An 18737-nucleotide genomic window follows, 5' to 3' on the forward strand; every position below is an offset into this window, starting at 1 on the left:
GGGGCAACCGAGTATCAGTCGGCCCGGGCGAACCAGGAACTCGACAGATTGGTCGCGCCCTCTCGGCGCTCCGGCTGGAGAGGGCCGGTGACGCCGGCTTCGGCCTCGCCCTCCCAGGTGATGCGCGCGCTGTCCCCGGCGGGCGGACCGTCCCACGCGCCCCACCAGACGGTCGCGGTCGCCCGCGCACCAGGCGCCAGTACGACGTACCCGGGCGAGCGCATTTCGAGCGTCACGGCCGTGAGAGTGTCGAGCGGTACGCCGTCGGTGCCGATCGGGGTGACCCCCGGCTTCCCGGTCAGACGTACGAGACGATCGCCGACGTTCACCGCCGTCAGCTCGCCGCGCAGACCGCCGTCGTCGTCCTCCCAGCTGAGCGAGAACGCGAGCTCATCAGGCGCGGCTTCGGGGATCTCGTCCGGCGTCATACCGTCCATCATGCCCCGAGTAACTTGAACCCATGGATGCTGGCGCGTTGCGGAAGATCGAGCGGGACCGGCTGCGGGCCCTGGTGGCGGCGGACCTGGCGGTGGCGGCGCCGTTGCACGCCGACGACTTCCGGATCGCCACGCCGAGTGGGGTGGTGTGGTCGAAGGACGAGTACCTCGGGGGGATCGGGGAGGGGCGGATCGACTACCGGCGGTTCGAGGCGGTGTCGGACATCGAGGTGATGCTGGACGCGGCGCTCGCCGTACTGCGGTACCGGTCGGCGATCGAAATCTCGGTGGACGGCAATCCGCCGGCGCGGTTGTCGGCCTGGCATCTGGACGTCTACCGGCTCGGGCACGACGGGAGCTGGCAGGTTCGGTGGTCCCAGGCCACGTCGATCGACTGATTGTCGGCGGGGTCTGTGAGACTTGGTTCGTGACGGTTGCGGAAATGCTGCGGGGGAGTCGAGTGGTGCTGCTCGACTTCGACGGGCCGGTGGCGGACTTGTTCCCGACGGGGAGCGGGAGCCGGATCGGGGACGCGGCGCGGGAGCCCTTGATGCGGGCGGGTGTCGAGCTGCCCGAGGCGGTCCGGCGGACGGTGGAGCACCTGGTGGTGCTGGAGTTCGCGGGCGCCCACGCGCCGGACACCGTCGAGGACGTCGAGCGGGCCTCGGTCGCGGGCGAGATCGAGGCGGCCGGTACGGCGCCGGTGACGGCCGGGGTGGTCGACTTCCTCGCCGCCTGTGCCGAGACCGGGCGGCCGGTGGTTGTGGTGAGCAACAACTGTGCCCCGTCGATCGTGCAGTGGCTGGAGCGGGAAGGCCTGCAGCAGCAGGTGGCCGGCGTGGTGGGCCGGCCGTTCGGGCAGCCGGGGTTGATGAAGCCCAACCCGGCGCTGCTGGACGGTGTGCTGACGGAGCTGGACGTGCCGGCCGCGAACTGCCTCATGGTGGGTGACTCGGTGAGCGACATCGAGTTCGGCCGCCGGGTCGGCGCGCGGTCGGTGGGTTACGCCAAGTCGGCCGAGCGCGGCGCGCAGCTGGCCGAGGCCGGCGCCGACGCGATCACCAACGACATGGGCCGGCTCGCGGCGGCGCTGCGGGCCGTCGGATAGCCGCCACGCTCGGCGACGCTGCGGGCCGTCAAGCTAGGCCCCGCGTTCGGCGGCGCTGCGCTCGACGCAGAACTCGTTGCCTTCGGGGTCGAGCAGGGTGACCCAGCCCGGACCTTCGGGCGTGCGGTGGTCCTCGTGGACGGTGGCGCCGAGGCCGAGCAGCCGGGTGACCTCCTCGTCCCGCGTCCGGCCCTCGGGGACCCAGTCGAGGTGGACCCGGTTCTTCACGGCCTTGCTCTCCGGTACGGCGATGAACAGCAGCCCGGGAATCGGCGCCGGCGCCTCGATCAGCACCTCGTCGTCGCCGGGGGCGTCGTCGGACGAGACCGGCCAGCCGGTCGCCTGGCTCCAAAAAGTCGCCAGCTGGTAAGGATTCTCGGCGTCGACGGTGATGTGTCGGGGGATCATCGGGTCACCCTAGCCCGCGCTCCCGGAGCCCGCTGAGAATTAGCTCGGCCACCTGCTCGACCGGACCGAACGAACCCCGGCGCGCGGGCATTGGTTGTCCTAGGCAATGACTACGGAGGGGGCTGGCACGGTGACGTGACGAGGTTGCCGAACAACTGTGGGGCTGAGCCGTCGCGCCGGGGTGGTGGGGCGGTCTAGGGTGCGAAGCATCAGGCGGGCGGTTCGGTCAAAGGGGAGTGTGTGATGGCGTCTCGGCTCAATCCTTACATCGCGTTCGACGGCGACGCCCGGGAGGCGATGGAGTTCTACCGCGAGGTGTTCGGCGGTGACCTGGTGATGAACACGTTCGGGGAGTTCGGCGCGCCGGAGTCGCCCGACGCGGACAAGATCATGCACAGCCAGCTGGAGACCCCGAGCGGATACACGCTGATGGGCTCGGACACGCCGCAGGGCATGGACTACAGCCGGGGGACCAACGTCTCGATCAGCCTCAGTGGTGACGACACCGACGAGCTGCACGGCTACTGGGAGAAGCTCTCCGAGGGTGGCACGGTGTCGGTCCCGCTGGAGAAGCAGATGTGGGGCGACGAGTTCGGCATGTGTACCGACCGGTTCGGCATCGCCTGGATGGTCAACATCGGCGCACCGCAGAGCTGATTGAGCACCCTCGAGCTGCCGGACGGCCGGCAGGCGCAGTACTGGGACAGCGGCGTCGGCGCGACGACCGTGTTCTTCCTGCACGGCTGCCCGGACACGCGGCGCGCGGCGTTCCCCGGAGCGGCCGCGGCACGTGAGTACGGCGTACGCCTGGTCGCGGTCAACCGGCCGGGCTACGGCAGGTCGGACGCCGCCGCCTCCGATCACCTGTCGGTCGCCGACGACGTCGCGGCGGTCGCGGACCAGCTCGGCATCGACCGGTACGCCGTACTCGGGATGTCGATCGGTGGTCCGTACGCGCTGGCCTGTGCGGCGAGGCATCCCGATCGGGTCACCCGGGCCGCGGTCGTCGCAAGTCCGGCTAGCGTGCCGGAGCTCGATCCGCCGTACCACCGTGACGACCTGGGGCCCGACCAGCAGGAGTTCTTCACCGGCCTGGCCCAGGCGGAGGTCGAGGAGTCGGTCGAGCGGATCCGCCCGGACTTCGCGCAGTACGTGGCGCGGCTCGACCCGGCCGATCCCGACGACGAAGCGCTCGCCGCGCGATGGACGACGGGGCATCCGCCGCTCGACGCGGAGTGGTTCGCGCTGCAGCCGGCGAGCGAGCTGGCCGCGGCTGCGCGCGAGGCGCTGGCGAACCAAGACGGTTACCTCAGGGATGCCGCGATCTCCTTTCGGACTTGGGATTTCCGGCCCGAGGACGTCACCTGCCCGACCACGGTCTGGCACGGTATGGCCGACCCGCAGGTCTCGATCCGCAACGCGCGGTGGCTGGCCGAGCGGCTGCCCAACGCCGAGCTCGAGCTGCGGTCCACGGCGCACCTCACCACCCTGCACAACCACTGGCCCGAGCTGCTCACTGCGCTGCGTTAAATCAGTTCAGGCCGAACGGGCGACCGGGTTAGCGTCGAAGGTGACGTCGACGAGGGGCTACGCCATGACCAACGAGGTGTTGCTGGACGCGGTCCGGCACAACAACTGGGCGACCGGACAGCTGATCGAGTTCTGCCGGGCGCAGGGGTTCACGTCCGAGCAGCTGGAGGTGACCGGCGTCGGGACGTACGGCGGGATCCTGGCCACGCTGGATCACATCGTGCGCTGCGACGGGAGCCGGCTCGCGCAGCAGGAGCTGGACTTCGTGGACAGCGACGAGCCGGCCGACTTCGACAACCTCGGGCGCTGGAACGAGCAGTGCCGGCTGATCTGGGAGGACGTGCTGTCGAAGCCGATCGAGGTCGAGCGGGTGGTGATCATCGACGACAACACCCGCGGCACCCGCGCCGGGATCTTCATCGCCCAGGCGCTCAACCACGCCAACCACCACCGCGAGCAGGTCAACGCGATCCTGACCGGCTTCGGCATCGAACCCCCGGACACCCAGGCCTGGGAGTACGCCTGGCACACCGGCCGGATCTGGGACCTGGAAAAGGTCGCCGACTGACGCCGTACTCAGAGGTCAGGGTGCTGCTTGACCAAGGTCTTCGGTGCTTGGATTCGCCAGGCGTCGACGAGCAGCTCGCGCAGTTCTGCCTCGTTCACGGCCGCCAGGCGCACCAGGACCGCCGGGTAGCCGTTGTAGTGCGGTTCGGTGAAGAACTTGTCCGGATCGGCGGCGAGCAAGTCCTGTTTGCCGGCCTCACCGGCGACCCGAACAGCCAGTACGCCGTCGTTCGGGACCCGCGGTGCCTTCGGTGCGGAGCGTTCCAGCCAGACCCAGGCGATCCCCTTGGTGCCGACGGAGAACGCGAAGCGGTCGTCGTCCTCCGTCACCTCGGGCAGTTCCAGCGCGAGGCGCCGTACGTCGTCCTGATCAGCCACGCGTCTTTCGTACCAGCTCGGCCGACTCCTGCACAGGCGTCACCGGTACGCCGCGCTCGAACCAGCTGACCAGGTTCTCGACCACGAGGCGGCCCATCGCGTCCCGGGTCGGGATGCTGCCCGAGCCGACGTGCGGCAGCAGGACGGCGTTGTCCAGCTCGAGCAGGCCGGGGTGGACCTCGGGTTCGTGCTCGAAGACGTCCAGGCCGGCGCTCAGGATTGTCCCGGCCTTCAGTGCCTCGACCAGGGCGGCCTCGTCGACGACCGTTCCGCGGGCGACGTTGATCAGGATGCCGTCCGGGCCGAGCGCGGCCAGGACCTCGGCGTTCACCAGGTGCTCGGTCTCGGCGCCACCCGGGATCACCACCATCAGGATGTCGCTCGCGGTGGCGAGCTCGACCAGCGTCGGGTAGTAGTCGTACGGCACGTCCTTGCGGTGACGGTTGTGATAGGCAACAGAAATCCCGAACGCCGCGGCCCGGTGCGCGATCGCCTCACCGATCCGGCCGAGCCCGAGGATGCCCATCCTCCGGCCGCTCAAGGTTGCCTTGGTCAACGGGTAGGCCCGCTCCTGCCAGTGCCCGTCGCGCAGGTAGCGCTCGGCGCGGGACAGCTCGCGGGCCGTCATCAGCAGCAGGCCCATCGCGGTGTCGGCGACCTCGTCGTCCAGTACGCCGGGAGTGTTCGTGACCACGACTCCACGCTCGGCGGCGGCGCTCGCGTCGATCTTGTCGTAGCCGACCCCGAAGCTCGCGACGATCTGCAGGTTCGGCAGCTGGTCCAGGAAGGCCGCGTCGATCGCCGTCCCGCCGGTGGCCACCGCGACCACGTCCTTGGCCCGCTCGGCCAGCACGGCGTCCGGGTCGTCGGCCTCCCACAGCCGGATCACCTCGAACGCGTCGGCCAGCCCGTCCGGCACCGAGCGGTTCATCGGACCGGGCATCAACACGATCGGGCGGGCCATCGGATCTCCCTCGCTTCTTGGGTTTGTCCTGGCAAGCCTATGTGCCGGTCATCTGCCTGACGAAGCAGGTTCATTCGGTGGACGACGCGCGTTCCGGCGTCCGGCGAAGGCTGCCGGAGTCCCCTTTCCTCTCGGAGGTCTCGATGAACAAGCTCCCCGCCCTGCTCGCCGCGTCGACCGTGCTGGTCGCCGCCGCGGTCCCCTCGGTCGCCACCGCCCGCCCGGACGGCGTCTCCACCGCTCGCGCCGACGCCGTCGTCCAGGCCGCCGAGCCGCCGGCGTACTCGGCGACGCCGGTCAAGTCGTTCCCCGCCTTCGACGCCAACCAGGCGGTCGCGGTGGACGCGAAATACTTCTACGCGGTGAACAACCGCACGATCACCAAGCACGACCGGCGTACGGGTGAGCCGTTGCTGCAGTTCGCCGGGGACACCGACGGTCCGCTCGAGCACCTGGACAGCGCCGCCGTGGTCGGCAGCAAGCTGTACGCCGCGCACTCGAACTACCCCGAGTGGCCGATGGAGTCCTCGATCGAGGTGTTCGACACCCGCACGATGCGGCACGTCGGCACGCACAGCTTCGGCATCGAGCGCGGATCGCTGACCTGGCTCGACCGGTACGACGGCGCCTGGTGGGCCGGCTTCGCGAACTACGACAAGCCGCGCGAGGACGACGCCGCCACGCCGTACGGGCAGACCTACACCACCCAGGTGGCGAAGCTGAACGACAACTTCGAGGTGGTCGCCGGGTGGACGATCCCGAAGCCGATCCTCGACCGGTTCAAGCCGATGAGCAACTCGGGTGGATCGTGGGGTCCGGACGGCCGGCTCTACCTGACCGGGCACGACCTCGGCGAGGCGTACGTGATGAAGCTGCCGGTGGCGGGGTCGGAGCTGCGGTGGGTGGCGACGGTTCACCTGCCGGACATCGAGGGTCAGGGCATCGCGTGGGACCGGTCGACGGCGAAGAACCCGACGTTCTGGGCGATCAGCCGGCCGTCCAGGCAGGTCCGGAGCTTCACGATGCCGGTGCGGTCGATCCAGGACCCGGTGTCGGCCGGATGGCAGGTGTTCGGGCCGGGGCAGTTCCGGCGCTGAAGATCGGCGGAGTAGCGGCCGTCAAGTGGCCGCTACTCCCGGCAGGTTGGGACTCATGACCGAGAACAACACCACTGCCACCTTGCACGCCGTGCTCTCCTATCGCGACGCTCCGGCCGCGCTGCGCTGGCTGGAGAAGGCGTTCGGGTTCGAGACGACGATGGAGTTCGCCGACGACCAGGGCGGGATCATGCACGCCGAGGTCCGCTACGGAACTGGTGTCGCCTTCACGGTGTTCACCGACGAGGCCGGGTACGAACGGCCGGCGCGCAAGGGGGAGACGGCGGGCTGGGGCTTGTACGTCGCGGTGGCGTCGAAGATGACGGTCGACGCGGTGCACGCGTCGGCGGTCGCGGCCGGCGCGGAGTCGATCTGGGCTCCGGGCGACACCGAGTGGGGCAACTACCGGTGCCGCGTGGTCGATCCCGAGGGGTACGAGTGGACCTTCGGGACGCATGTCCCCGGGCAGCCTCAGGTCTGGTGAAGCCGAGGGTCGGTCCGCACCCGGCCCTCGGTCAGCGCGCTGGGGTCTCGAGTGACCTGACGAACTGGCGGCAGATGTGGACTCGCTGGAACTCGGCGCGAAGCGTGTCCTCGTGCTCGATCCAGGCGTGGAAGAAGCCGCTGCGGGGCATCAGGTCGGACCGATCCGCGAAGGCGGCTGCCTCTTGCGGGGTCGAGGCGTAGACGTGGAGGTAGCGCATCGCCTCCACGAACCCGTGCGCGTCGTACCAGGCGAGGGTGCCGTCGTCGTCGCGGGTCCAGGCGTCGACCTGGAGTGCTCCACGGGCCGCGAGCCGGGTGCAGGCCTCGTCCAGCAGGGCGCGGGCGATGCCGCGGCGACGGTGGTCGGGGTGGACGATCGTCTCGATGGTCGCGTCCGTGCCGTCGATGCTGGCGTCGAGCAGGCCGACCACCTCGTTGTTGTCGATCGCGACGAGTTCGAGGTCGCGGGACGGTTTGCGGGTAGCGACGTCGTCGAAGTACGCCGTGTCGAGGAAGCCGAGGACTCGGCAGCGGAGCCAGCTCGGCTCGTCGGCGGGGGTGTGGTCGCGCAGGGTCCAGGCGGTCATCGGTCGTTGTGCTTCGCGAGTGCTTCGATCAGAGGGACGGCGCGGGTGACGTCGGGCAGGGCGCCGAGTTCTGCCTGAAGGCGCTCGGCCGCTCGGCGGTAGTTGCTACCGGCAAGAACCTCGGTGACGGCGGTGGTGACGTCGTACGGGGTGAGCGTGACCGGGTCGAGGACCTTGCCGAGGCCGAGGTCCAGGATGCGCTGGGCGTTGTGGGGTTGGTCCGCGCCCAGCGGGAGGACGACCGACGGCAGACCATGCGCGAGGGCGCCGAGCACGCTGCCGGATCCGCCGTGGGAGACGACGAGGTCGCAGTTCGGCAGGAGTTCGTCCTGCGGGATGAAGCGCTCGATCCGCACGTGATCTGGCTGTGGGCCGAGGGCCGCGGGGTCGTTGCGTTCCCCGACGGTGACGACCACGTTCGCGGAGACGTCGCGCAGGCCGGCGACGACGCGGGAGAACAGGTCGTCGGTGTCCGGCTGGAACAGCGTGCCGAGGGTGAAGTAGACCGTCGGAGTTTCCGACCGGGCCCGGACGACGTCCGTCGCGCGGTAGGAGAACGTGCCGGCCGGCAGTGGAAACGCCGGATGCCGGAAGCTCGGCGGGAACGGAGACAGGACCAGGTCGCGCTCGAGCATCGTCAGGTCGGGGTCCGGTGCGAGGCCGTGCTCGGCGCGGACCTCGCCGAGCGGACCCGCCAGCAGCTCCCGCCGCAGCAGCGAGCCGGCCGCGAGCACCAGCACCGTCGTACAGGGGATTCCGAGCTTCTCCGCCGCAACGGCAGCACCGAAGTCGGCCTCGTCGCGCACGATCACGTCCGGCCGCCACTCCGCGGCGATCTCCACCAGGGCCGCCGCATGCCGTCGTGCTCCCCGCCCACCGAACGCCTCGGCGAAGTGCCGTTCCTCCGCCGCAGCCTCCACCGGCTCCAACGCCTCAGGAACCGGCGCCGGAGCACCCGCATCCCGCGGCGCACTCGTCGCGAACGCCCGGAACCCCGCCGCCTCGACCACCGGCGTCACCTTGCCCGACCCAGCCACCCGAACCTCGTGCCCGGCAGCCTCCAACGCCCGAGCAACCGGAACCAGCGGCCGGAAGTGCCCACTACCCCCGATGAACGTGCCCAAGATCCGCATCCGCCGCACAGTACCGGCGCACAGGCCGACGACCGGTAGCAACAGCACCTGGTCAGAGCGTCCCCAGGTCCTCGAAGATCAGGGCCGTGCGGGTGCCGAGGACTTCGGGGATGGCCTGGAGTTTTTCCAGGACCACCCGGCGGAGGCCCTCGTTGTCGGCGGCTCGGACCAGGAGGATGGCGTCGAAGTCGCCGCCGACCAGGGCCATGTGTTTGATCTCGGGGATGGTCTGGAGTTGCTCGCGCAGGGCTCGCCAGGAGCTTTGGCGGAGACTCAGCGTGACGTACGCCGACGTGGCCAGGCCGAGTTTGAGGGGGTCGACGGTGGTGGTGAAACCGGTGATCACGCCGGTCGCGGTGAGGCGTTCGACGCGGGCGTAGGCGTTGGCGCGGGAGATGTGGACCTGGTCGGCCAGGGCGCGGATCGAGAGGCGGCCGTCGCGGGTCAGCGCCTCGAGGATCTGGCGGTCGAGCTCGTCCAGCGCGGGGGCGACGACCATCTGTCCAGGCCGCCCGGCGTCGGTCACGACTTCTTCGGACATTTTGCTCCTCAATGACGCTGCGGCGTGGACCGATCGTCTCGCAATTCTGCAGGGTCTGGCAGCGAATGGCCACAAGTACGACGATGAGGCATCAGTCCGTCTCCCTGCAGGAGGGCCCCATGTCCACCGTCGAGGAGCGTCTGCTTCCGTCCGCCGAGCCCGTCCGGCTGATCGACGAGCACGGCGCCGCGCACGACCACGCGCAGTACCAGCTGCCGCCTGCGGAGACCCTGGTCGACGGTTACGCACAGTTGGTCAAGGGCCGCCGGCTCAACGACCAGGCGAGTGCGCTGGTGCGCCAGGGCCGGCTCGCGGTGTACCCGTCGTCGCACGGCCAGGAGGCGTGCCAGGTCGCGGCGACGATGGTGCTGGGCGACCAGGACTGGCTGTTCCCGACGTACCGCGACACGGTGGCGATCGTGAGCCGCGGCGTCGACCCGATCGAGACGCTGACCCTGCTGCGCGGCGACTGGCACTCCGGCTACGACCCGTACGAGCGCAAGGTCGCGCCGCAGTCCACGCCGCTGGCGACCCAGCTGCTGCACGCGGTCGGCGTCGCGCACGCCGCCCGGCTCAAGGGCGAGGACACCGTGGTGATGGCGCTGGTCGGCGACGGCGGCACCAGCGAGGGCGACTTCCACGAGGCGCTCAACTTCGCGGCCGTCTGGCACGCGCCGGTCGTTTTCTTCATCCAGAACAACGAGTACGCGATCTCGGTCCCGCTGGCCAAGCAGACCGCCGCGCCGTCGCTGGCGCACAAGGGCATCGGGTACGGCGTACCGGGTGAACGGGCCGATGGCAACGATCTGGCCGGGCTGCTCGCCGTCCTGGGCGCCGCGGTCGGGCGAGCGCGGGCCGGTGAGGGACCGCAGCTGATCGAGGCGCACACCTATCGCGTGCAGGCCCACACCAACGCCGACGACGCCTCGCGCTACCGCGACGACGCGGAGGTCGCGCCGTGGCTGGAGCGGGACCCGATCAAGCGGCTCGACGCCTACCTGACCGGCGCCGGGCTGCTGGACGACGACAAGCGCGCGGCTGCTGCGTCGGCCGCGGACCAGACCGCCGAGTACCTGCGGGTCGGTCTGATGGAGGACGTGCACCCGGATCCGGCGGAGCTGTTCCAGCATCTCTACAGCACGCCGACGCCGCAGTTGCGCGAACAGGCCGCGTTCCTGGCCGACGAACTGGCTCGTGAGGAGGCCTGAGATGACGCACGTGAAGCTCTCCATGGCGCAGGCGCTCAACCAGGCCCTGCGGGACGCGATGCGGGCCGACGACACCGTGCTGATGTTCGGCGAGGACGTCGGTGCGCTCGGCGGGGTGTTCCGGGTGACCGACGGGCTGACCGCGGAGTTCGGCGAGGCGCGCTGCTTCGACACCCCGCTGGCCGAGTCCGGAATTGTCGGAACGGCGATCGGGATGGCGATGAACGGCATGCGCCCGGTGGTCGAGATGCAGTTCGACGCGTTCGGCTACCCGGCGTTCGAACAGGTCGTCAGCCACGTCGCGAAGATGCGCAACCGGACCCGCGGCCGGGTCTCGCTGCCGATGGTGATCCGGATGCCGTACGCCGGCGGAATCGGTGGCGTCGAGCACCACTGCGACTCGTCCGAGTCGTACTACGCGCACACGCCCGGCCTCACCGTGGTCGCGCCGGCGACGGTGGCCGACGCGTACTGGCTGCTGCGCCGGGCGATCGAGTTCCCCGACCCGGTCGTCTTCATGGAGCCGAAGAAGCTCTACTGGGCCAAGGACGAGATCGACCTCGGCGTCGCCGAGCCGGGCATCGGCCAGGCCGTCGTACGGCGGGAGGGCGCGGACGCGACGCTGATCGCGTACGGGCCGACGGTGCCGGTCGCGCTGGAAGCAGCCGAGGCCGCGGCGGCCGAGGGGCGTCAGCTGCAGGTCGTGGACCTGCGGTCGATCGTGCCGTTCGACGACGAGACGGTCTGTGCCGCGGTACGGCGTACCGGGCGGGCCGTGGTGGTCGCCGAGGCGAGCGGGTTCGCCAGTGTTTCGTCGGAGATCGTTGCCCGGGTCACCGAACGGTGCTTCCACTCGCTGGCCGCGCCGATCCGGCGGGTGACCGGGTTCGACATCCCGTACCCCCCGCCCCATCTGGAGCGGCACCAGTTGCCGTCGGTGGACCGGATCCTCGACGCGGTCGACGACCTGCAGTGGGAGGACTCGTGAACACGTTCCTGCTCCCCGACCTGGGCGAGGGGCTGACCGAGGCCGAGATCGTCCGGTGGCTCGTTGCCGTCGGCGACGTGGTGACGGTCGACGCGCCGATCGCCGAGGTGGAGACGGCCAAATCGCTCGTCGAGGTTCCGTCGCCGTACGCCGGGGTGGTGACGGAACTGCACGGCACCGAAGGCTCGACGGTTGCCGTGGGCAAGCCGCTGATCACGATCGGTTCGGCGGCGGGCGAGGCGTACCGCGAGGAGGAGAAGGCGGGATCGGGCAACGTTCTGATCGGCTACGGAACGCCGGAGACTGCGGGATCGGGCCGACGCCGCAAGCCGCGGGCGAACGGCCGGGTCGCTACGGTGGTTGCCGAGCGCATCGACGGCCCTGCTGGTACGGCGGTTGCCGAACGCACCAACGGCCGGACCGCCGCAGTGGGTGCTGTCCGTCCCGGAGTCCCGCTGGTGATCTCGCCGCTGGTCCGCCGGATGGCGAAGGACGCCGGGATCGACCTGCGGAATTTGCAAGGATCCGGCGCGGGCGGGCTGATCGTCCGCAAGGACGTCGAGGCAGCCATCGCGGCCGCTTCGATGGACACTGTTCACGCTGGGGCACCGGTGACCGGCGAGCGACCGGCCGCGCAAACCGGTGCTGCGGCCGAAGGGCGCGACGCCCGGACCGGCCTTCCCGAGCTTCGGCGGACGGCGATGAGCGGGTTCCGCAAGGCGGTCGCCGCGACGCTGAGCCGGAGTCGCTCCGAGATCCCCGAGGCGACCACCTGGGTGGACGTCGATGCCACCGCCTTGATCGAGCTGCGCGCTTCGTTGCGTACGGCAACCGATCCCGGACCGGGGCTGCTCGCGCTGATGGCGCGGTTCGTGGTCGCCGGTCTGCGCAAGTACCCCGAGCTGAACGGCTTCGTCGACGGCGACGACCTCGTCCAGTACGACGGGGTCAACCTCGGCCTGGCCGCGCAGACCGACCGCGGCCTGCTCGTGCCCGCCGTCCCGAACGCGCACACGCTGACCACTCGTGAGCTCGACGCCGAGATCCGCCGTCTCACCGCCGCGGCCCGCGACGGCAAGCTCACCAGCCACGAGCTGGCGTCCGGCACCTTCACGCTCAACAACTACGGCAGCTTCGGCGTCGACGGCAGCGCGGCGATCATCAACCACCCGCAGGTCGCGATCCTGGGCGTCGGCCGGATCATCGACCGGCCGTGGGTGGTGGACGGCGAGCTGGCGATCCGCAAGCTCACCCAGCTGTCGCTGGTGTTCGACCACCGGGTCTGCGACGGCGGCACGGCGGCCGGTTTCCTGCGCTTCGTCGCCGACGCCTTCGAGAACCCGGGCTCCGCCTTCGCCGATCTCTGAAAGGCGGACGTCCACCACTGACCAACCAGCTTGCGCTCCGAGTCGCCACGCCTGGAGCAGGCTCAGCCGAGGCGCTCGGGGCAGGTTGGTCGGTGGTGGACGTCCGCCTACGTGGCGCAGATGCGCCGGGCGGACCGTGCTGCCTTGGCGGTGAGTGCTGGAGGCCCGCGTGCCTGGCGCAGGTGGTGAGTGCTGGGCGTCCGCCTGCTCGGTGCAGGAGGTGCCGGACGCCTACGACAGGCGGCGTGGACGAAGGCCCACCAGGATGACCCGGAGGCCGGCCGCGAAGCGCGCCTCCGGACCGGCGGCGTCCTCGCGCGACAGGTAGGAGGTCAGGGCACCGGCGCCGACTCCGAGTTGGTCGCCGGCCGCTTCGGCCCAGGCGTTCTCGGCCAGTCCGCTGCGGCGAACGGTCGCGATCCAGGCCGCATCCGTCACGGCGGCGCCCACGACGTAGTGGAAAACCGCCGACACGGCCGCGTCGAGATGCACACCCTTGAACCCGGCCGCGGCGAGGATGGCGACCATGCGCTCGGCGTACGCCTGGTAGTTCGGGCCCAGTCCGGCGTGCGACGCGAGCAGCTGGGGCGCCCAGGGATGCCGGGCGAAGGCGCCGTACGCCGCCTGCGCGAGTGTGCCGAGCTGGTCGCGCCAGTCGCCGTCTTCGGCCGGGACCAGCGCTTCGCCGAAGACCTCGTCGACGGCCAGCTCCAGCAGGTCGTTTTTGGTTGCCACGCGCCAGTAAAGCGCCGAGGTCGCGGCCGTGCCGAGCTCTGTGGCGAGCCGGCGCATCGAGAGTTGCTGCAGTCCGTCGCGGTCGAGGATTTCCAAGGCGGTCCGGACGATGTCCTGGCGCTCGAGCGGCGCGCGCGTCGGGGCCGGCTCCGTCCGCAGCCAGACCGATCCCAAGGCTGTCTTCTCGTCCGCTTCGCGTGGCATGCCGGCACCCTACTGAAACAATGTTCCGTTTTGTGGGACGTCGTGTCATCACTACGCATCGCGGCCGTTCGGTTGTGCAGAGCAACCGTGTGTAAAGCCTTCGGCGAGTCTTGCCGGATCGGCTTGCGTCGTGGGTCCCCGACCTACAAAGATGCGACACGCTGTCCTGTCGGGGGTCGGCGTGGGCGGAGCTGAGGCAACCGCGCAGCCGAACGGCCATCGGCCGGTCGGGGTGGCAGCGAGCACGGCCGCAGTCGGCGTCGCCGATCGGCTGACGACATCGCCGGTCCTCAGCCGGCATCACACAGTGGGGAAGTTTTGTGAACGCATCGAAGGCAGCGCGCGTTCGGGATGCCGTCAAGGCAGCCACCGCGCGGGGCACGACCATGCTGGCCGGCGCGGGGGCTGTTGTTGTCGCTCTGGGTGGCGTCACTGTTCTGATGGCTCCGTCGGCTTCGGCCGACGGCTCGCCGCAGCCGGGCAACCCAACCTGCGCCGAGCTGCTCCCGGGCTCGAGCGAGCTCAAGTTCGACGGCAAGGTGAAGGACGGCTCGATGTCGGAGGGGGACTTGACGGTCACCATCGACGTCCGCACGCTCGCCGCCGACGATCCGGCCCACCCGGGCGACCAGACCGGCAGCCAGGTGGTCGACTTCACGGCCACCGGCGGCACGATCCTCGGTGTCATCGTCAAGGGCGGCCCGACGGCCAACTTCTACAACTACAGCCCGGCCGGCACGACCGCCGGTACGTCGCTGCATGCGCCGGTGAACAAGGCGAACTTCTACGAGCTGAGCCACGTGTCGTTCTGCTACGGCACGCCGACCACCACGCCGACCCCGACCGTGACTCCGTCGGAGACGCCGAGCGAGACCCCGTCCGAGACGCCTTCGCAGACGCCGTCCGAGACTCCGTCGGAGACGCCTAGCGAGACGCCGTCGCAGACCCCGTCGGAGACGCCGAGCGAGACCCCCTCCGAGACGCCGAGCCAGACGCCGTCGGAGACGCCGAGCGAGACCCCTTCGGAGACCCCGAGCGAGACTCCCTCGGAGACCCCGAGCCAGACGCCGTCCGAGACGCCGTCGGAGACCCCGTCCGAGACGCCGAGCGAGACCCCCTCCGAGACGCCGAGCGAAACGCCGTCGGAGACCCCGAGCGAGACCCCCTCGGAGACCCCGAGCCAGACTCCCTCGGAGACTCCGAGCCAGACGCCGTCGGAGACCCCGAGCCAGACCCCGTCCGAGACGCCTTCGGAGACTCCGAGCCAGACCCCGTCGGAGACCCCGAGCCAGACCCCGTCGCAGACTCCCTCGGAGTCCCCGAGCGGCACGCCGTCCGAGTCCCCGTCGCAGTCGCCGTCGGGTACCCCGAGCACGTCGCAGCCGACCGCGACTCCGTCCACGTCGACCCCGGTCGTCGTGCCGACCGAGATCGACGCCGGTGTGGGCGGTTCGCCGCAGCTGACCAACACGTCGGCGAACACCAGCAACCAGAACGTGTGGGGCATCGCCCTGCTGGTCGTCGGTGGTCTGCTGATGGCCGGCGCGCTGCTGAAGGGACGCCTGCGCCCGGGCAAGCACGCGCTCTGACATGACCGTTCAGCCTGATCGTCAGCGCCGCCCCGGCCCTCGCCGGACCGTGGTGGCGCTGGCGGCGGGCGCGGTCCTGGTCGTTGCCGGCGGCTACCTGCAGTTCCGCCCCGACGACGATCCGCAAGGCCGGCAGGCCCCGCCTGCCGGCCCTGTGTCGTCTCAGCCCACCGCCCAACCCACCACGCAGCCGCCGTCCTCGGCCAAGCCGTCGACCCCGGCGAATCAGCCGCCCCGCACGCCGTCGGCCCTTCCGGAGGCCAGCGGCACGCACCGACCGCCGGTAGGCGGTCCGCAGCGAATCGTCGTCCCACGGCTCAAGGTCTCCGCCAGGGTCCTCGGGATCCGGGCCAAGGGTGGCACGCTGATCCCGCCGTCCAATCCCCGCCTGGTCGGCTGGTGGTCCGACGGAGCGCGACCGGGCGCCGAGAAGGGATCGGCCATCATCACCGGGCACACGGTGCACACCGGCGGTGGCGCGTTCGACGACCTCGGGACGCTGCGTCCCGGCGACGCCGTGAACGTTGCCACCGGCAAGCAAACCCTGCGGTACGCCGTGGTCTCGGTCACCACCTACCGCAAACGGGCCCTGGCCAAGCAGGCGGCCCGGCTCTTCGACCAGAGCGTGCCCGGCCGCCTCGTCCTGGTCACTTGCGAGGACTGGAACGGCACCGACTACGAGAGCAACGCCGTCGTCATCGCCCGCCCGGTCACATGACTCGGCGGCCGCCCCTCGGTTGAGGAACGGCCGCCGGAGCAACGATCGCTAGCTGTTGATCTGAGCGGTCAGCGCCGAGGCGTACGTCGCGACCTCGGCGTACACGCCCGGGTTGCCGGCGTCGGCGCAGCCGATGCCCCAGGAAACGACGCCGAACAGCCGGCCGTTCAGCACCAGCGGGCCACCGGAGTCGCCCTGGCAGGAGTCCTTGCCGCCCTCCTTGTAGCCGGCGCAGATCTCACCGTCGGCCACGTAGTCGTAGCCGGCGTACACCTGACCGCAGTAGGAGTCGCCGAGCACGGGGACGGTCACCTTCTGGAAGGTGTCGGCCGGACCAGTGCCCTCGGTGTTGCCCCAGCCGTAGACGACCGGCTGCGCACCGACGGCGTCGGCCGCACGGCTGGTCTCCAGCGGCAGCGTCGGGACACCGGTGAACGGCGTGGTCAGCGTAAGCACCGCGACGTCGTGACCCGGCGCGCGGCCGTACAGCGGGTCCTTCCAGATGCTGGAGATCTTCGAGGTGCGGCCGGTCGTGGTGCTCAGCTTGTCGCGGCCCTGCACGGCGGTGTAGGTACTGCGCGCCTTGGTGACGCAGTGCGCGGCGGTGACGATCTTGTTCGCCTTCACCAGCGTGGCGCCGCAGTACTGGCCGCTCGGCACCGGGGACTGGCTGTTGTTCAGCGCGATCGCCCAGGGTGCCTGCGCGGTGCTGGCCAGGGTGCCGCCGACGATGTTGGTTCCCGGCGCGACCCGGGCCTCGGCGGTGCTGATCGCACCGGCCGACGCGACGGCGACCATCACCGCGACCATCGCCGCACGGGTGAACTTGAGCTTTCCTGTCATGCCTCACACTCCAGGTCTCTTCGGCCGCTTGGGCGGTTGCGGCCTCTGACCGAGAAGAGTCGTCGCATCACGGTGCGTGAAGCAAGCGATTGCTCCGGCACATCGGTGACGGGTCATTGCTGTGTCACCCGATCGCCGGTCCGGCAAGGGGAAACCTCCGGCCGAGGCCGTTCGGCGGACCGGCGGCGCCGAGTTCTCCTGTCAGGCGACGTTGAACTCGTCGGGGTGCGGGCCGGTGCGCTCGCCGCGGTCGAGCTCGGCCAGCGCGGCGAGATCGGAGTCGGTCAGCTCGAAGCCGAAGACGTCGAGGTTCTCGGCGATGCGGGACGGCGTGACGGACTTGGGGATCACCACGGTGCCGAGTTGGAGGTGCCAGCGCAGCACGACCTGGGCCGCGGTCCGGCCGTGCCGCTCGGCGATCGCCTGGATGGCCGGCTCGGCGAGCAGCGAACCGCCCTTGGCCAGCGGGCTCCACGCCTCGGTCGCGATGCCGTGCTCCTCGTCGTACGCTCGGACCTCGGTCTGCTGCAGGTACGGGTGCAGCTCGATCTGGTTGACCGCCGGGACGATCGACGCGGTCTCGGCGAGGTGGTCGAGGTGGGCCGGCTGGAAGTTCGAGACTCCGATCGCCCGGACCAGGCCGTCGGCCTTGAGCTTCTCCAGCGCGCGCCAGCTGTCGACGTACTTGCCGAGGGCCGGGGCGGGCCAGTGGATCAGGTAGAGGTCGACGTACTCGAGTCCGAGCAGGGACCGGCTGCGCTCGAAGGCCTTCAGGGTCTGGTCGTAGCCCTGGTCGGCGTTCCACAGCTTGGTGGTGACGAAGAGCTCGGAGCGCTCGATGCCGGAGTCGGCCAGCGCCTTCCCGACGCCTGCCTCGTTCTGGTACGCCGCGGCGGTGTCGATGCTGCAGTAACCGGCCTGGAGGGCGGCGGTGACCGCGGCGGTGGTCTCGTCGTCCGGCACCTGGAAGACGCCGAAGCCCAGCTGCGGCATCTCGACGCCGTTGTTCAAGGTGACCGTGGGAAGGTCGGCTGCCATGGCTTTTCTGCTCCCGCTAGGTAGTCTGGTGATTAATACCCGCGTCCGCGATAGTTGCACACGCGGACTACTGGCTCATGAAACCACTCGTGGTGGCTGAGATCAAATGGGCCGGCGAGTGAGGAGGAGTTGTGGGACTACCGGACGACGCTGCGGAGGCCCGCGCGCAGGGATGGCGCACGCTGGCGGCGCTGCACGCGCGGATCGAGGACGAGCTGGAGCGCGCGCTGCAGAAGCAGCACGGGCTTTCCGTCAGTGAGTACAGCGTGCTCGACGTACTGGCGCGGCAGGACGACTACCACCTGCGGATGAACCAGCTGTCGAACGCCGTGGTGCTCAGCCAGTCCGCGACCACGCGCCTGGTGAACCGGCTGGAGGACCGCAAGCTGCTCGAGCGCTACCTGTGCCCGACCGACCGCCGCGGCATCTACACCGAGGTCACCCAGGCCGGCCGCGACCTGCTCGAGCAAGCGCAGCCGACGCACGACGCGGTCCTGACGTCGGCCCTCGACGCCGCCGCCGAACTGCCCGAGCTGGCACCGCTGGTCCAGGCACTGGCCAAGCTTTCCCTGCCCGCCAAGGTCTGACGACCGGCCGGGGGCTCAGTCCTGCCGGTTGTTCGCGACGATCGCGGCGATCGGCGGCAGCACCGCGGCGACGGCGCTCATGCCGATCGCCGCGGGCACGGAGAACAGCCGCACGACGAACCAGGCCAGCCCGATCAGCACCACGCAGGTGCCCATGATCCACAGGTACGCCCGCTGGTTACCGGGCCGGCCGGTCATCCGCCACTTCTGATCGGGCACCCTTC

24 protein-coding genes are annotated in these 18737 nt (G+C 70.3%); 13 read left to right on the forward strand and 11 right to left on the reverse strand.

From position 1 onward, the window contains the following. Nucleotides 1-14 precede the first annotated feature (14 nt). Nucleotides 15-428: a DUF4232 domain-containing protein gene (locus BWI15_RS35340; protein WP_077018819.1), complete on the reverse strand. Its 414-nt coding sequence runs from the start codon at nucleotides 426-428 to the stop codon at nucleotides 15-17. Nucleotides 429-460: 32 nt separating this feature from the next. Between BWI15_RS35340 and BWI15_RS35345 the strand changes: the two genes are divergently transcribed. After that, nucleotides 461-835, forward strand: a complete 375-nt coding sequence (locus BWI15_RS35345) for a nuclear transport factor 2 family protein (protein ID WP_077018820.1) — start codon at nucleotides 461-463, stop codon at nucleotides 833-835. 29 nt (nucleotides 836-864) lie between these two features. Beyond that, a complete protein-coding gene (locus BWI15_RS35350; RefSeq protein WP_143466102.1) occupies nucleotides 865-1545 on the forward strand; it encodes an HAD family hydrolase in 681 nt (226 codons plus the stop codon). Between the two features lie 33 nt (nucleotides 1546-1578). On the opposite strand, the gene BWI15_RS39665 is transcribed toward BWI15_RS35350, so the two are convergent. Next, nucleotides 1579-1953 carry a VOC family protein gene (locus BWI15_RS39665; protein WP_077018822.1) on the reverse strand — a complete coding sequence of 125 codons (375 nt, stop codon included), beginning with the start codon at nucleotides 1951-1953 and terminating at the stop codon, nucleotides 1579-1581. A 243-nt stretch (nucleotides 1954-2196) separates the two neighbouring features. Between BWI15_RS39665 and BWI15_RS35360 the strand changes: the two genes are divergently transcribed. From BWI15_RS35360 to BWI15_RS35370, 3 genes are all read left to right on the forward strand, one after another. After that, nucleotides 2197-2610, forward strand: a complete 414-nt coding sequence (locus tag BWI15_RS35360; protein ID WP_077018823.1) for a VOC family protein — start codon at nucleotides 2197-2199, stop codon at nucleotides 2608-2610. Further along, nucleotides 2611-3483 (forward strand): alpha/beta fold hydrolase, encoded by an 873-nt coding sequence (locus BWI15_RS35365; RefSeq protein WP_077018824.1) that lies wholly within the window; start codon nucleotides 2611-2613, stop codon nucleotides 3481-3483. A gap of 64 nt (nucleotides 3484-3547) precedes the next feature. Continuing rightward, the gene (locus BWI15_RS35370; protein ID WP_077018825.1) at nucleotides 3548-4051 is read left to right on the forward strand and encodes a DinB family protein; all 504 of its coding nucleotides are present in this window, start codon (nucleotides 3548-3550) and stop codon (nucleotides 4049-4051) included. An 8-nt stretch (nucleotides 4052-4059) separates the two neighbouring features. On the opposite strand, the gene BWI15_RS35375 is transcribed toward BWI15_RS35370, so the two are convergent. Then, nucleotides 4060-4428 (reverse strand): MmcQ/YjbR family DNA-binding protein, encoded by a 369-nt coding sequence (locus tag BWI15_RS35375; protein ID WP_077018826.1) that lies wholly within the window; start codon nucleotides 4426-4428, stop codon nucleotides 4060-4062. Next, nucleotides 4421-5392 carry a 2-hydroxyacid dehydrogenase gene (locus BWI15_RS35380; protein WP_077018827.1) on the reverse strand — a complete coding sequence of 324 codons (972 nt, stop codon included), beginning with the start codon at nucleotides 5390-5392 and terminating at the stop codon, nucleotides 4421-4423. The genes BWI15_RS35375 and BWI15_RS35380 overlap by 8 nt, the downstream gene beginning before the upstream one ends. Before the next feature lie 143 nt (nucleotides 5393-5535). Between BWI15_RS35380 and BWI15_RS35385 the strand changes: the two genes are divergently transcribed. Beyond that, nucleotides 5536-6489 carry a hypothetical protein gene (locus BWI15_RS35385; RefSeq protein WP_077019513.1) on the forward strand — a complete coding sequence of 318 codons (954 nt, stop codon included), beginning with the start codon at nucleotides 5536-5538 and terminating at the stop codon, nucleotides 6487-6489. A gap of 55 nt (nucleotides 6490-6544) precedes the next feature. Beyond that, nucleotides 6545-6973 carry a VOC family protein gene (locus tag BWI15_RS35390; RefSeq protein ID WP_077018828.1) on the forward strand — a complete coding sequence of 143 codons (429 nt, stop codon included), beginning with the start codon at nucleotides 6545-6547 and terminating at the stop codon, nucleotides 6971-6973. A gap of 31 nt (nucleotides 6974-7004) precedes the next feature. Here the strand turns inward: BWI15_RS35390 and BWI15_RS35395 are convergent, their stop codons facing one another. Genes BWI15_RS35395 through BWI15_RS35405 form a run of 3 tightly spaced genes read right to left on the reverse strand, consistent with a single transcriptional unit; the run spans nucleotide 7005 to nucleotide 9236 of the window. Further along, nucleotides 7005-7562 (reverse strand): GNAT family N-acetyltransferase, encoded by a 558-nt coding sequence (locus BWI15_RS35395; RefSeq protein ID WP_077018829.1) that lies wholly within the window; start codon nucleotides 7560-7562, stop codon nucleotides 7005-7007. Then, nucleotides 7559-8695, reverse strand: coding sequence for a glycosyltransferase (locus BWI15_RS35400; RefSeq protein ID WP_077019514.1), 1137 nt, complete (start codon nucleotides 8693-8695; stop codon nucleotides 7559-7561). The genes BWI15_RS35395 and BWI15_RS35400 overlap by 4 nt, the downstream gene beginning before the upstream one ends. Before the next feature lie 52 nt (nucleotides 8696-8747). Next, nucleotides 8748-9236 (reverse strand): Lrp/AsnC family transcriptional regulator, encoded by a 489-nt coding sequence (locus BWI15_RS35405; protein WP_077018830.1) that lies wholly within the window; start codon nucleotides 9234-9236, stop codon nucleotides 8748-8750. Nucleotides 9237-9355: 119 nt separating this feature from the next. Here BWI15_RS35405 and BWI15_RS35410 point away from each other — a divergent pair, with 119 nt between their 5' ends. From BWI15_RS35410 to BWI15_RS35420, 3 genes are read left to right on the forward strand one after another with little or no spacing between them, the layout of a single operon-like run. Further along, nucleotides 9356-10444, forward strand: a complete 1089-nt coding sequence (locus tag BWI15_RS35410; RefSeq protein WP_077018831.1) for a thiamine pyrophosphate-dependent enzyme — start codon at nucleotides 9356-9358, stop codon at nucleotides 10442-10444. Between the two features lies 1 nt (nucleotide 10445). Continuing rightward, a complete protein-coding gene (locus BWI15_RS35415) occupies nucleotides 10446-11432 on the forward strand; it encodes an alpha-ketoacid dehydrogenase subunit beta (protein WP_077018832.1) in 987 nt (328 codons plus the stop codon). Continuing rightward, on the forward strand, nucleotides 11429-12799 hold the full coding sequence (locus tag BWI15_RS35420) for a dihydrolipoamide acetyltransferase family protein (protein WP_077018833.1): 1371 nt from the start codon (nucleotides 11429-11431) through the stop codon (nucleotides 12797-12799). The genes BWI15_RS35415 and BWI15_RS35420 overlap by 4 nt, the downstream gene beginning before the upstream one ends. A 231-nt stretch (nucleotides 12800-13030) precedes the next feature. Here BWI15_RS35420 and BWI15_RS35425 read toward each other — a convergent pair whose 3' ends face one another. After that, nucleotides 13031-13738, reverse strand: coding sequence for a TetR/AcrR family transcriptional regulator (locus tag BWI15_RS35425; RefSeq protein ID WP_077018834.1), 708 nt, complete (start codon nucleotides 13736-13738; stop codon nucleotides 13031-13033). 320 nt (nucleotides 13739-14058) lie between these two features. On the opposite strand from BWI15_RS35425, the gene BWI15_RS38565 reads away from it, so the two are divergent. Together BWI15_RS38565 and BWI15_RS35435 are read left to right on the forward strand one after the other, a co-directional pair. Continuing rightward, nucleotides 14059-15327 (forward strand): MSCRAMM family adhesin SdrC, encoded by a 1269-nt coding sequence (locus BWI15_RS38565; protein WP_237771596.1) that lies wholly within the window; start codon nucleotides 14059-14061, stop codon nucleotides 15325-15327. A 1-nt stretch (nucleotide 15328) separates the two neighbouring features. After that, nucleotides 15329-16045 carry a class F sortase gene (locus tag BWI15_RS35435; protein WP_237771597.1) on the forward strand — a complete coding sequence of 239 codons (717 nt, stop codon included), beginning with the start codon at nucleotides 15329-15331 and terminating at the stop codon, nucleotides 16043-16045. Nucleotides 16046-16093: 48 nt separating this feature from the next. Here the strand turns inward: BWI15_RS35435 and BWI15_RS35440 are convergent, their stop codons facing one another. Both BWI15_RS35440 and BWI15_RS35445 read right to left on the reverse strand, forming a co-directional pair. After that, complete coding sequence (locus BWI15_RS35440) at nucleotides 16094-16888, reverse strand: S1 family peptidase (RefSeq protein WP_077018836.1); 795 nt, start codon at nucleotides 16886-16888, stop codon at nucleotides 16094-16096. 201 nt (nucleotides 16889-17089) lie between these two features. After that, entirely contained in the window at nucleotides 17090-17926 is an 837-nt protein-coding gene (locus tag BWI15_RS35445; RefSeq protein ID WP_077018837.1) for an aldo/keto reductase, read from the reverse strand. Nucleotides 17927-18057: 131 nt separating this feature from the next. On the opposite strand from BWI15_RS35445, the gene BWI15_RS35450 reads away from it, so the two are divergent. Next, a complete protein-coding gene (locus BWI15_RS35450; protein WP_077018838.1) occupies nucleotides 18058-18513 on the forward strand; it encodes a MarR family winged helix-turn-helix transcriptional regulator in 456 nt (151 codons plus the stop codon). A gap of 15 nt (nucleotides 18514-18528) precedes the next feature. Here the strand turns inward: BWI15_RS35450 and BWI15_RS35455 are convergent, their stop codons facing one another. Then, nucleotides 18529-18732 (reverse strand): DUF3099 domain-containing protein, encoded by a 204-nt coding sequence (locus tag BWI15_RS35455; RefSeq protein ID WP_237771598.1) that lies wholly within the window; start codon nucleotides 18730-18732, stop codon nucleotides 18529-18531. Between the last annotated feature and the right edge of the window lie 5 nt (nucleotides 18733-18737).

It is taken from the genome of Kribbella sp. ALI-6-A, assembly GCF_001984195.1.
Taxonomy (GTDB): domain Bacteria; phylum Actinomycetota; class Actinomycetes; order Propionibacteriales; family Kribbellaceae; genus Kribbella.

Coding starts and splice junctions, on each gene's coding strand:
- BWI15_RS35340 (WP_077018819.1), bottom strand. CDS start 428: ATGACGCCGGACGAGATCCCCGAAGCCGCGCCTGATGAGCTCGCGTTC.
- BWI15_RS35345 (WP_077018820.1), top strand. CDS start 461: ATGGATGCTGGCGCGTTGCGGAAGATCGAGCGGGACCGGCTGCGGGCC.
- BWI15_RS39665 (WP_077018822.1), bottom strand. CDS start 1,953: ATGATCCCCCGACACATCACCGTCGACGCCGAGAATCCTTACCAGCTG.
- BWI15_RS35360 (WP_077018823.1), top strand. CDS start 2,197: ATGGCGTCTCGGCTCAATCCTTACATCGCGTTCGACGGCGACGCCCGG.
- BWI15_RS35370 (WP_077018825.1), top strand. CDS start 3,548: ATGACCAACGAGGTGTTGCTGGACGCGGTCCGGCACAACAACTGGGCG.
- BWI15_RS35380 (WP_077018827.1), bottom strand. CDS start 5,392: ATGGCCCGCCCGATCGTGTTGATGCCCGGTCCGATGAACCGCTCGGTG.
- BWI15_RS35385 (WP_077019513.1), top strand. CDS start 5,536: ATGAACAAGCTCCCCGCCCTGCTCGCCGCGTCGACCGTGCTGGTCGCC.
- BWI15_RS35390 (WP_077018828.1), top strand. CDS start 6,545: ATGACCGAGAACAACACCACTGCCACCTTGCACGCCGTGCTCTCCTAT.
- BWI15_RS35395 (WP_077018829.1), bottom strand. CDS start 7,562: ATGACCGCCTGGACCCTGCGCGACCACACCCCCGCCGACGAGCCGAGC.
- BWI15_RS35400 (WP_077019514.1), bottom strand. CDS start 8,695: ATGCGGATCTTGGGCACGTTCATCGGGGGTAGTGGGCACTTCCGGCCG.
- BWI15_RS35405 (WP_077018830.1), bottom strand. CDS start 9,236: ATGTCCGAAGAAGTCGTGACCGACGCCGGGCGGCCTGGACAGATGGTC.
- BWI15_RS35410 (WP_077018831.1), top strand. CDS start 9,356: ATGTCCACCGTCGAGGAGCGTCTGCTTCCGTCCGCCGAGCCCGTCCGG.
- BWI15_RS35415 (WP_077018832.1), top strand. CDS start 10,446: ATGACGCACGTGAAGCTCTCCATGGCGCAGGCGCTCAACCAGGCCCTG.
- BWI15_RS35425 (WP_077018834.1), bottom strand. CDS start 13,738: ATGCCACGCGAAGCGGACGAGAAGACAGCCTTGGGATCGGTCTGGCTG.
- BWI15_RS35435 (WP_237771597.1), top strand. CDS start 15,329: ATGACCGTTCAGCCTGATCGTCAGCGCCGCCCCGGCCCTCGCCGGACC.
- BWI15_RS35440 (WP_077018836.1), bottom strand. CDS start 16,888: ATGACAGGAAAGCTCAAGTTCACCCGTGCGGCGATGGTCGCGGTGATG.
- BWI15_RS35445 (WP_077018837.1), bottom strand. CDS start 17,926: ATGGCAGCCGACCTTCCCACGGTCACCTTGAACAACGGCGTCGAGATG.